At 69.1% G+C, this 11,337-nt stretch carries 9 protein-coding genes; 2 read left to right on the top strand and 7 right to left on the bottom strand.

All coding sequences use genetic code 11. The features are described 5' to 3' along the window. Positions 1–49: 49 nt before the first annotated feature. Entirely contained in the window at positions 50–1,870 is a 1,821-nt protein-coding gene (gene glmS / locus HJ588_RS02600; RefSeq protein ID WP_171151675.1) for a glutamine--fructose-6-phosphate transaminase (isomerizing), read from the bottom strand. 32 nt (positions 1,871–1,902) lie between these two features. Beyond that, complete coding sequence (locus HJ588_RS02605; RefSeq protein WP_343036565.1) at positions 1,903–2,163, bottom strand: hypothetical protein; 261 nt, start codon at positions 2,161–2,163, stop codon at positions 1,903–1,905. A gap of 177 nt (positions 2,164–2,340) precedes the next feature. Here HJ588_RS02605 and HJ588_RS02610 point away from each other — a divergent pair, with 177 nt between their 5' ends. Continuing rightward, entirely contained in the window at positions 2,341–3,837 is a 1,497-nt protein-coding gene (locus HJ588_RS02610; protein WP_171151678.1) for a CehA/McbA family metallohydrolase, read from the top strand. Positions 3,838–3,905: 68 nt separating this feature from the next. Then, positions 3,906–4,871, top strand: coding sequence for a non-homologous end-joining DNA ligase (gene ligD, locus HJ588_RS02615; protein ID WP_171151680.1), 966 nt, complete (start codon positions 3,906–3,908; stop codon positions 4,869–4,871). Here ligD and HJ588_RS18915 read toward each other — a convergent pair. The 5 genes from HJ588_RS18915 to HJ588_RS02635 form a co-directional block, all read right to left on the bottom strand. Then, complete coding sequence (locus tag HJ588_RS18915; protein WP_343036566.1) at positions 4,805–5,662, bottom strand: dolichyl-phosphate beta-glucosyltransferase; 858 nt, start codon at positions 5,660–5,662, stop codon at positions 4,805–4,807. The two genes, ligD and HJ588_RS18915, sit on opposite strands and share 67 nt — an antisense overlap. After that, positions 5,659–7,749 (bottom strand): ArnT family glycosyltransferase, encoded by a 2,091-nt coding sequence (locus HJ588_RS18920; protein WP_212755256.1) that lies wholly within the window; start codon positions 7,747–7,749, stop codon positions 5,659–5,661. Before HJ588_RS18920 ends, HJ588_RS18915 begins: the two co-directional genes overlap by 4 nt. 210 nt (positions 7,750–7,959) lie before the next feature. Further along, a complete protein-coding gene (locus tag HJ588_RS02625) occupies positions 7,960–8,622 on the bottom strand; it encodes an SDR family oxidoreductase (protein WP_171151682.1) in 663 nt (220 codons plus the stop codon). A 41-nt stretch (positions 8,623–8,663) separates the two neighbouring features. Continuing rightward, positions 8,664–9,548 carry an SDR family NAD(P)-dependent oxidoreductase gene (locus HJ588_RS02630; protein ID WP_171151684.1) on the bottom strand — a complete coding sequence of 295 codons (885 nt, stop codon included), beginning with the start codon at positions 9,546–9,548 and terminating at the stop codon, positions 8,664–8,666. A 111-nt stretch (positions 9,549–9,659) separates the two neighbouring features. Next, a complete protein-coding gene (locus tag HJ588_RS02635; RefSeq protein ID WP_171151686.1) occupies positions 9,660–11,249 on the bottom strand; it encodes a M4 family metallopeptidase in 1,590 nt (529 codons plus the stop codon). Positions 11,250–11,337: the final 88 nt, after the last annotated feature.

Below are 11,337 nucleotides of genomic sequence, written 5' to 3' on the forward strand. Positions count from 1 at the left end.
ACCGTCCGGCAACCGGATGGGTGGCTGTGCGGAAAATGTGTGAACGGGGTCACTCCACCGTGACCGACTTGGCCAGGTTGCGCGGCCGGTCGATGTCCCGGCCCAGCGCGGTCGCGAGGTGATAGGCCAGCAACTGCAGCGGGATGGTCAGCAGGATCGGGTCGAGCTCGACCTCGCTGCGCGGCACGTCGATGCGGGTCACCGGCAGGTCACCGAAGTCGACGGTGTCGTGGGTGATCGCCACGATCGTGCCGCCGCGCGCGGCGATCTCGTGGAGCGCACCGACGTTGCGCTCGGTCAGGTCGTCGTCGGGCACGATCGCCACCGTCGGCATCTGCGGCGAGATCAGCGCCAGCGGCCCGTGCTTGAGTTCGCTCGCCTGATAGGCCTCCGCGTGCTGATAGCTGATCTCCTTCAGCTTCTGCGCGCCTTCGCGGGCGACCGGGAAGCCGCGCACCCGACCGATGTAGAAGAGGTTGTCGGCGTCGACGAGCTCCTTGGCCACGACGCCGATGGCCTCCTCGGCGTCGACGATCTGCTGCAGCTGACCGGGCAGCGCCTGCAGCGCGTCGACGATGCGGGTGCCGTCGGCGTGCGACAGGTCGCGCACCCGGCCGAGAGTGACTGCCAGCAAAGCGAATCCGACGGCCATGTGGGTCAGCGCCTTCGTCGAGCAGACGCTGATCTCAGGCCCGGCGTGCAGGTAGATGCCGCCGTCGCACTCGCGGGCGATCGACGACCCGACGACGTTGACCAGGCCGACCACGCGGCCGCCCTTGCGCTGGATCTCGCGCACCGCGAAGAGGGTGTCCGCGGTCTCGCCCGACTGGCTGACCGCGACGTACAAGGTGTCGGGTTCGATGATCGGGTTGCGGTAGCGGAACTCCGACGCCGCCTCCGCGTCGGCCGGGATGCGGGCGAGATCCTCGATCATCGCCGCGCCCATCTGGCCGACATAGTATGCCGAGCCGCAGCCGATCGCCTTGACCCGCTTGAACATTCGCAGCTCTCGCGCATCGATGCCCAGGCCGTCGAGGCGCGCGGTACCGAAGCGCGGGTCGAGGCGGCCGGTGAGCATCCGCTGCACGGAGGCCGGCTGCTCGAGCATCTCCTTGTGCATGAACGTGCCGTGCCCGTCCATCTCGAGCTCGGCGACGTCCAGCTCGATCTGCTCCGGCTGCTTGCCGGTGTCGGTCTGGTCGGCGGTGAACGTGCGGAAGCTGTCCGCGGTCACGACCGCGAGTTCGCCGTCGTCGAGGTGCACGACCGAGGAGGTATGCCGCACCAACGCCGCGGCGTCCGAGGCCACGAACATCTCGCGGTCCCCCACACCGAGGATCAGCGGCGAGCCCTGCCGCGCGACCACGATCTCGCCGGGTCGGTCGGCGTCCACCACGGCGATCGCGTAGGTGCCGGTGATCTGTCCGAGCGCGTCGATCACCTTGTCCGACAACGATTCCGCGTCGGACGCGACGATCAGGTGCGCCAGCACCTCGGTGTCGGTGTCCGAGTGGAGGTCGACCCCGTCAGCGGTGAGCCGGCCGCGCAGGGTGGCGGCGTTGTCGATGATGCCGTTGTGCACGACCAGGATGCGCCCGGTGGCGTCGCTGTGCGGGTGGGCGTTGGCCTCGGTCGCCGGGCCGTGGGTCGCCCACCGGGTGTGACCGATGCCGACCTTGCCGGTCAGCCGTGACGGCAGCGTCGCCGTCAGGTCACGCACGCGTCCGACCGCGCGGAACACCTTCGGCCCGCGCGAGGTCAGCACTCCGATGCCGGCCGAGTCGTACCCGCGATACTCGAGCTGGGTCAGCCCTTCGATCAGCACCGGCACCGCGTTGGCGCGCCCGACATACCCGACGATCCCGCACATGTGTTGCTCCTTCTCCTCGCGGGGTCTGGCCGCTACCCGTAGACGATCCGCCGCAACTGGCGCGGCGAGAGCTCCGGGGCGGCGAAAGCCCGCTCGGCAAGTTCGGCAGCGATCAACGTGAAGATCTCGTCGTTGCGCTTGCCATAGGTCTGGTGGTGCGCGTGCCGCCGGCGGACGAAGTCCTCGACGGTCTCGCGGTGCCAGGCGAGCACGTCGTCGATCACCCGGGTGGCCTCGGCCGGGGACAACCCGGTCGTGGCGGCGACGCGATCGACGAGCTCTGCATCCGGCACGGGAGAGATCATGCAGCGTGATGTGAATGAAATCCAAACTTCTGCCCGTTTTCGGGCAGATGGCGGGCCATTGAGCGCTGCATCACTTCGTCACGCAGTGTTCACCGGGCCACGGCCCCGCCCGAGGCGGCCACCGCCATACGTTGGGCGACGGATCAGCAGCTCGAGGAGGACACGATGGCGCCTGGGATCAGTCGACGCACGATGCTGCGCGCGGGAGGTGCGGGAGCCGTCGTCGCGGCGTCCAACCTGCTGCCCGGCGTGGCCTTCGCCGCAGCGCCCGCCGGGAGCGGGCCGACCAGCAAGACCGTGACCGGTCACTTCGGGCCGGGCAACCCGGACTTCTACTACCTGCCGGTCGAGGTGCCGCGCGGCGTCAACCGCATCGACGTCTCCTACACCTATGACAAACCGGCGGTGCCGGACGGCCGACACGGAAACGCTTGTGACATAGGCATGTTCGGACCAGAAGGCACCCAGATCGGCAACCGCAAGGGCTTCCGCGGCTGGTCGGGCGGCTTCCGCAAGGAATTCTTCATCACCGCCGGCGACGCGACCCCCGGCTACCTCGCGGGTCCGATCAAGCCGGGCACCTGGCACGTCATCCTCGGGCCCTACACCGTGGCGCCGCAGGGCATGGACTACAGCGTCACGATCACGCTGTCGTATGGCGCCGCCGGCCCCTCCTTCACGGCGACGCCGGCCCCGACGAGCGCACCCCGCAGGCAGCGCGGCGCGTCCTGGTATCGCGGCGACGGCCACCTGCACACGGTGCACAGCGACGGGCGCCGCACCCCCGAGCAACTGGTCGCCGACGCCCGGACCGCCGGTCTCGACTTCGTCGTCTCGACCGAACACAACACGCCCAGTGCGCAATTGGTGTGGGGCAAGTATGCGACCGACGACCTGCTGATCCTCAACGGCGAGGAGGTGACCACCCGGTCCGGCCACTGGCCGGCGATCGGGCTGCCCGCCGACACCTGGCTCGACTGGCGCTACCGGGCCGGCGACGGCCGGGACTTCGAGCGGTTCGTGGACCAGACCCACAAGGCCGGCGGCCTGGTCACCGCGGCCCATCCCTTCGCAAACTGCTTCGCGTGCAGCTTCGAATTCCCTTACGAGCGAGCCGATCTCGTCGAGGTGTGGAACGGTCCGTGGTCAGCCGAGGACGACGCCGCGGTCACACACTGGGACGGACTGCTGCGCAGCGGCACGTTCATCCCGGCGATCGGCGACTCCGACGCGCACAGTCCCGGCGACACGATCGGCCTGCCGCAGACCGTCGTCCGGGCCGACAGCCTCGAGCGACGGGCGCTGCTGCGCGGGCTCGCGGCCGGACGCTCCTACCTGGTCGCCGACCAGCACAAGACCCTCGACTTCCGCGCGGCCGCGGGCCGGTCGCGCGCCGGCATCGGCGAGACGGTCTCGTCGACCTGGGGCGACGCGGTGACCGTCACCTGCACGGCAACCGGGTTCAGCCCCGGGACCACCCTGACCGTCTTCGACCAGCTCGGCCCGCAGACGTCGATCCCGCTGGCGTCCGGCACGGGCACGCTCACCTGGACCACCGACTCCCGCTACTCCACGTGGGCACGTGTCGAAGTGCGCCGCGCCGACCGCACGATGGAGGGAATGTCGAACCCGATCTTCGTCACCGGCAAGCCCGCCCGCTGACTCCCGGCAGCGCCCTCGTCACTGCGACGGACGGCCGCCGGACGACGGACAGCCGCTAGGTTGAGCACATGCCAGCCAAGGGCACGTCACCGGCGACCGAGGTGAGCGCGGGCGAGCGCACGATCCGGATCTCCAACCCGGACCGGGTCTACTTCCCGGCCCGCGGCGAGACCAAGCTCGACCTCGCCAACTACTACCTGTCGGTCGGCGACGGCGTCGTGCGCGCGTTGCGCGACCGGCCGACGATGCTGCACCGCTACCCGACCGGCGTCACCGGCGAGAAGGTGCATCAGAAGCGGCTGCCCAAGGGCGCGCCGGATTGGCTGGAAACAGTCAACATTCACTTCCCGCGGTGGAACCGCACCGCCGACGAACTCTGCGTGACCGAGATCGGCAGCGTGATCTGGGCGGTGCAGATGTCGACGGTCGAGTTCCATCCGTGGAACTCGCGCCGGACCGACGTCGAGCGCCCCGACGAGTGGCGCATCGACCTCGACCCGATGCCGGAGGCGGGTTTCGACCGGGTGCGCCGCACCGCGCACGTGGCGCACGAAGTCCTCGACGAGCTCGGCATCACCGGCTACCCGAAGACCTCCGGCGGGTCGGGCCTGCACATCTACGTGCGCATCGAGCCGGAGTGGGGCTTCGCCGACGTACGACGAGCGGCGCTCGCCTTCGCCCGGGAGGTCGAACGCCGCTCCCCGCAGGACGTGACGACCACCTGGTGGCGCAAGGACCGAGACCCCGCAACGGTTTTCGTCGACTACAACCAGAACGCCCGCGACCACACCATCGCGGCCGCCTACTCGGTGCGCGGCAATCCCGAGGCCACCGTGTCCACCCCGATCGACTGGTCCGAGCTCGACGACGTCGACCCGCGCGACTGCACGATCGCGACCGTGCCCGCCCGGTTCGCCGAGCGCGGCGACCTGCACGCCGGCATCGACGACCAGGCATTCCGGCTCGATCAGCTCCTGGACTGGGCCGACCGCGACGCACGCGAGGGCGCCGACGAGCCGCCCGAGCCGGACTGAGGGAAGGCCGGAGCCGCGAGGATTCCGTTGCGTCCCAGGCGGTTTCGGACACCCGCCAGCTCGTATGCCGCAGCTCGTCGCGTCCGGCGAAGCCGCCATACGCCGCGCAGGTCGTCACATGCCGTTCGCGCGATCTGCACCCGGCTGTCCGGGTCGTCATACCAGTCGACCGGCACCTCGTGGATCCGCAAACCCGCACGTTCGGCGAGCACCAGCAGCTCGGTGTCGAAGAACCAGCTGTCGTCGACGATCAACGGCAGCAAGCAACCCGCGACGTCCGCCCGGATCGCCTTGAAACCGCACTGCGCGTCGCTGAACCGGGCGCGCAGCGCCGAGTGCACGATGAAGTTGTAGCCGCGAGAGATGACTTCGCGCTTCAGGCCGCGCACCACGTGCGACCCGTGCGCGCGGCGAGAGCCGATCGCGACGTCCGAGTGTCCGGACATCAGCGGCGCCACCAGAGGCGCGAGCGCGTCGAGATCGGTCGACAGGTCGACGTCCAGGTAGGCCAGGATCATCGCGTCCGACGCCGACCAGGCTCGCTTCAGCGCGAGACCACGACCCTTCTGGGCCACCAGATGCAGGTGCACACAAGGCAATTCGCGCACGAGGCGGCGGGCCACCATCGCTGTGCCGTCGGTCGATCCGCTGTCGGCGACCGTGATCCGGAACGGATAGGGGAACGTCTCGGTGAGCATGCGGTGCACGGTGCGCACACTCGCCGCGACGACCCGTTCCTCGTTGTGCACCGGGATCACCAGGTCGAGCACCGTCGTCGTCGGGGTGTTCACGAGCCGGCCCCTGCCCCGCCGGCGAGCGGCTGCGTGAGGTCGTAGAACGTCTGGCCGCCGATGGTGACGCTCGTGAAGTTGGCCGACACCCAGGCGGTGATCTGCTGGGCCGCGCCCGATCCGCCGGCCTGGTCCGGGCCGTTGCCTCCGGCGAGGAAGTAGTGGATCTTGCCTTGGGCCACATAGGTTTTGAACTGCGCCAGGGTCGGCGACGGGTCGCTGCCGTTGAAGCCGCCGACCGGCATCACCGGCAGGCCGGTCCCGAGCTGCAGACCGGCGGCGTTGTTGCTGCCGATCGCCGCGGCCACCCAGGTGTAGCGTTCGGCGTCCTTCTCCAGCGCTGAGACCACGGCGGTGCTCGGGCTGTTCGCGTCGAGCAGACCGCCCATCCCGCCGGGCGGTCGGGTGCCGGTCGGCTGCCCGCCACCCGGCTGGGTGCCGGGCCGGATGCCCGGTGGGGTGCCGGCCTGCTGGTTGCGGGCCGCGCCGGGCGGGGCTCCCGGCATACCTCCGCCAGAGCGGCCGCCGCCGAACCCACCTGCCCCGGCCGGTCCGGCCGTCGGGATCGATCCGGTGTGCGCCTCCCGCACGGTGGTGACCGTGTATGCCGTCGGCCCGGCCAGGCCCGCCAGGATCGCGCCGGCCACCAGCAGCGGGATTGCCTTGGTGGGCAACCATTTCAGCCCGAGCAGCAGGAAGGCGGCGGCCAGGCCGACCACGAGGATCGAGACTCGCAACCAGTCGCCATAGGCAGTCGTGCGGCTGAGCAGGATGAAGGACCAGATCGCGGCAGCCGCCGTCGCCGCGGCCAGCCCGATCGATCCGACCGGCGTATGACGACGGCGCCACGCCTCGGTCGCGCCCATGCCGACGAGCGCGCCGATCGCCGGTGCGAGCGCGACCGTGTAGTACTGGTGGAAGATGCCGGCCATCAGCGAGAAGGTCAGCCCGGTGACCACCAGCCAGCCGCCCCACACCAGGTAGGCGGCCCGGCGCAGGTCGGTCCGCGGCGCACGGCCGCGCAGCCAGAGTCCGACGCCGAGCAGGATGAGTGCGGTCGGCAACAGCCAGGAGATCTGGCCCCCGACCTCGGCACCGAACATCCGGGTGAGCCCGGTCGAACCCCACTGGCCGCCGGCTCCGCCTGGTCCGCCGCCGCCGACCGAGCCGGCCTCGTTGCCGCTGATCCGGCCGAACCCGTTGTAGCCGAACGTCAGATTCCAGAACGAATTGTCTTGACTACCACCGATATACGGTCGCGCTCCGGCCGGGACGAGCTGCACGACCGCGACCCACCAGCCACCGGCGACGACCATTGCACCGGTCGCGACGAGCAGCCCGGCGATGCGCCGGCGCAGCGGTGAGTTTGCGGCGATCAGGAACGCGGCCGCGAAGAACGGCACGACCAGGAAGACCTGCAGGGTCTTGGTCAGGAAGCCGAGGCCGAGGAACACCCCGACCAGCGCCGCCCACCGCATCGATCCATGCTCGAGCGCCCGCATGGTCGCCCAGGCGCCGAGGGTCATCAAGAGGACGAGCAGGGCGTCTGGGTTGTTGAAGCGGAACATCAGCGCCGCGACCGGGGTGAGCGCGAGCGTTGCCCCAGCCAGCAGACCCGCCGCGGCGCCGAAGTGCCGTCGCACGGTCGCATAGAGCGCGCCGACGGTCGCGACTCCCATCAGCGCCTGCGGCATCAGGATCGCGAACGAATTGAGTCCGAGCACCCGCACCGACAGCGCCATGACCCAGAGGGATGCCGGTGGCTTGTCGACCGTGATCGAGTTGGCCGCGTCGGAGGAGCCGAAGAAGAAGGCCTCCCAGTTGACCGAACCCGCTTGTGCCGCAGCGGAATAGAACGAGTTTGCCCATCCGCTGGACGTGAGGTCGTAGAAGTAGAGGATGCCGGTCGCGACGAGCAGCACCAGCAACGCCGGTCGTGCCCAGCCCGGATCGTCAGGGTGTCCGTGCCACAGCCGGTGCAGCCGGCTGGTGCGGGAGCCGGTGCTGGTGCGGTGCTCAACTCCGGCGGAGTCGCCGCTGCGGGGTGTCTGATCGAAGGTCCGCAGCTGCGCGGTCACGTTGTCCATGAGTGATGAGAGTGCTCACCGACAATATGGCGGCGCTGTGGTCACGACCGGGTGCTGCCATGAGCGCCGGCGCGCCCGTCGCTCAGGCACCGAGAGGCCCACTTATCGTCGACAGGACCACTTATCCGGCCGGATCGGTGGCCGGACAAGTGGTCCACTCAGTGATAAGTGAGCCTCTCGGTGAGGGGTTGGGCGTGCGCTAGAGCTGCGCTAGAGCTGGTCGATCGCTTCGGCGATCGGCGTCGGTCCGTTGTTGAACTGCACCATCGTGCCGACCGACTGGGGCGCCTGCAGCAGCGCGGCGATCACCGCGGCCACGTCGCCGCGGGTCACCTCGCCGGCGGAGACCTCCGCACCGTCGACACCGTTGATCTCGATCCGGCCGGTGGGTTCGTCGGAGGTGAGGCGGCTCGGCGCGGCGATCGTCCACTCCAGGCCGGTGCCACGGAGGTACTCGTCGGCGGCGGCCTTCGCCTCGGCATACGCGAAGAACGAATTGTCTTCCGGCACACCGTGATCCACCGATGCGCCGAAGTAGGACACCATGACGTAACGCTGCACGCCGGCGGTGGTCGCGGCGTTCATGCTGCGGATGGCGGCGTCGCGGTCGACCGCATAGGTGCGCGACGGGCTGCCGCCACCCGCGCCGGCCGACCAGACGACGGCGTCCGCACCGGTCAGGTGCTCGGCCATGGCCGGCACGTCGAGGTGCTCGACGTCGGCGACGACCGGGGTCGCACCGGTGGCCGCCACCTCCGCCACGTGCTCGTCGTTGCGGATGATCGCCAGCACGTTGTGCCCGCTCGCGCTCAGCAGCTGCTCGAGCAGCAGCGCAACCTTGCCATGTCCACCGATGATCGCGATTGTGCTCATGGCTCCACCGTACGTCGGCGGGGGTATGGCGTGGGGCCCGACTACTTGTCCCGTCGGGATCGGGCGCCGAGCGACTGCAGCTTGTCCAGGGCGGCGGGCGTGGGTGACTTCCCGGCCGCGACCCGCTTGCCGGCCGAACGCATCGCCGCGTCATACACGGGACGCACGAATCGCTTGGCGCCATACGCGATCTGGCCGTCCTGATCGGTGAGGATGATCAGCTTCTCCGCCTTCATGCCGGCGTAGGCGACCCGCGCGACCTGGTCGGCGGAGCGCGGCGCCTTGTTGATCAGGTCGGTGCCGCTGTGCTCCATGTCGACATCCTTGCCCTGGAACGACGAGGCGAGGTTGGTGCGGAAGAACGCGGGACAGATCGCCGACACCGCGATGTGGTCGGGCGCCAGCTCGGCGCGCAGCGTCTCGCTGATCGCCACGACCCCCGCCTTCACCGCGTTGTATGACGACATCGCCGGCGCATGCACCAGCCCCGCGAGGGAGGCGGTGTTGACGATCTGTCCACCGCCCTGCTGCTTCATCATCGGCACGAACGCGCGGCAGCCGCGCACGACGCCGAGCAGGTTGATGTCGATGATGCGTTCCCACTCCTGCATGTCGGCCACGTCGATGCGGCCGCCGGCCGCGATGCCGGCGTTGTTGACCAGCAGGTCGAGGCCGCCGTAGTGGGCCTCGACCCAGTTGCGCGCGGCGTTCCAGTCGTCCTCGCTGCGCACGTCGAGCCGCAGGTAGTCCACGCCCTCGGGCAGCGAGCCGGCCGGTGCCTGCTCGTGCACGTCGCCGACCACCACGCGGGCGCCGTCGCGCACGAGCAGCTTGACCAGGGCCTGACCGAGGCCCGAACAGCCGCCGGTGACCAGGGCGCGGGCACCGGCATACGAACGCGGTTGTCTTGCGAACGGGAGTTTCATGGTCAGTCAGCGTAGACGAAGTTACTTGGGGGTAACCAGATTTCCGCCGATGAAAACGGCCGGCCCCGTGGGGTAGGGCCGGCCGTTCTCATCCGAAGCTGTCCGCGGACGTCAGTTGACGTTGACGGCGCTCCAGGCCTTGCCGACCGCGGTGTATTGCGCGGAGGTCGCGCCATACAGGTCCTTGGCGGCGTTGAGGGTGGCGGTGCGGGCACCGGCGTAGTTGGTGCTGCTGGTCATGTAGACCGTCAACGCCCGGTACCAGATCTGCTGGGCATCACTGCGGCCGATCCCAGCCACGCTGCTGCCGTCACAGGTCGGGGAGTTGTGCGCGACACCGTTGATCGTCTTGGCACCCGAGCCCTCGGCCAGCAGGTAGTAGAAGTGGTTACCCACCCCCGACGAGTAATGCACATTCAGGCTGCCCACGCTCGAACTCCAGCAGTTGGCGCTCTTGCCGTCGGCGGCCGGGTTGTCCATCCGCCGCAGACCCTTACCGGTCTTGTCGAACATCTCCCCGATCAGGTAGTCCCCGGTGTCCTTGGCATTGGCCGAGAAGAACTCCACCATCGTGCCGAAGATGTCACTGGTCGACTCGTTCAACCCACCCGACTCTCCGCTGTAGGTCAGGTTCGCCGAGTTCTCCGTCACCCCGTGACTCATCTCGTGCCCGGCCACGTCCAACGACGTCAACGGCCCGTAGTTGGCGCCGTCCCCGTCGCCATAGGTCATCTTCGTGCCGTCCCAGAACGCATTCACATAGCCCTGCCCGTAATGCACCCGGTTGTACGACCCCTTCCCGGTGTTGAAGATCCCGTTGCGGCCGAAGTTGGTCTTGTAGTAATCCCACGTCTCGTCCGTGCCGAACTGCGCATCCACACCCGCAGACTCCCGACTCGACGTCGTGCCATTGCCGAAGCTGGTGTCCGGACCGGAGAAGACCGGACCGGTGGCGCAGTTGGACCCGAAGTACTGGCAGATGACCGAGTCGGTCTGGTTGTTGACGTCGATCGTGTAGGTGTTGCCGCGGGTCGGGTCCTTCATCAGGTAGTTGGCACCACTCTGGGTCAGCTCCAGCGGCACCGTCCCGCCATACAACGAATTGCCCTGCCCACCCACGGTCATCACCCGCTCCTCCGAGCGAATCACCACACCGGTCTTCGCATCGGTGTAGACCAACTTCCGGCTCGGCGTCCCGTCCGCCTGCACACCGGTGACGGTCGTCTCCCAGGCGAGCTTCGGCGCGCCCTTCACCGTGTCGACGACGAGACGCGAATTGCCTTGTGCGCCCTTCATCTTCGGCGCCGCGGCAGCGCTCTTGGTGTCGAGCGAGAGAGGTTTGCCGAGGGTGCGCGAGATCGTGACCGCGCCACCGGTGGTCTGGTGGATCACCAGGTCGCCGCCGATCACCGGCAGCCCCTTGTAGGTCTGCTGCGCGCGCACGTGCGTGGTGCCGTTGTCGTCGGTGAGCGCCGACTTCCTGGTGAGCTTCTGATCGGCCGACAGGCCGTAACGGCCGCGGTTGTCGTCCACTGCCTTCACCGCCCGGTCGACCTTGGGCGAGCCGACCGAGACCGCATTGGTCGAGCGCACGCGATCGTTGCCGCCGGGGGCGGCGTTCGCGGCACCGGCGACCGCGGTGGCTGCGGTGACGGCGCAGCACGCGGTGAGGACGAAGAAACGCTGACGGGGAGTTGCCATTGGATCGTGTTCCCTTCTGATGGACCTCGGGATGGCCGAGGTTCATCAGATGGTGTCCCCGGCCGCGTAAGGGCCGGGTGATGAAGCG

The sequence above is a fragment of the Flexivirga aerilata genome (genome assembly GCF_013002715.1).
Lineage (GTDB): Bacteria > Actinomycetota > Actinomycetes > Actinomycetales > Dermatophilaceae > Flexivirga > Flexivirga aerilata.

What these genes read in the sequence shown, in the direction of transcription:
- glmS (WP_171151675.1), bottom strand. Translation starts at nt 1,870, where the DNA reads ATGTGCGGGATCGTCGGGTATGTCGGGCGCGCCAACGCGGTGCCGGTG.
- HJ588_RS02610 (WP_171151678.1), top strand. Translation starts at nt 2,341, where the DNA reads ATGGCGCCTGGGATCAGTCGACGCACGATGCTGCGCGCGGGAGGTGCG.
- ligD (WP_171151680.1), top strand. Translation starts at nt 3,906, where the DNA reads ATGCCAGCCAAGGGCACGTCACCGGCGACCGAGGTGAGCGCGGGCGAG.
- HJ588_RS18920 (WP_212755256.1), bottom strand. Translation starts at nt 7,749, where the DNA reads ATGGACAACGTGACCGCGCAGCTGCGGACCTTCGATCAGACACCCCGC.
- HJ588_RS02625 (WP_171151682.1), bottom strand. Translation starts at nt 8,622, where the DNA reads ATGAGCACAATCGCGATCATCGGTGGACATGGCAAGGTTGCGCTGCTG.
- HJ588_RS02630 (WP_171151684.1), bottom strand. Translation starts at nt 9,548, where the DNA reads ATGAAACTCCCGTTCGCAAGACAACCGCGTTCGTATGCCGGTGCCCGC.
- HJ588_RS02635 (WP_171151686.1), bottom strand. Translation starts at nt 11,249, where the DNA reads ATGGCAACTCCCCGTCAGCGTTTCTTCGTCCTCACCGCGTGCTGCGCC.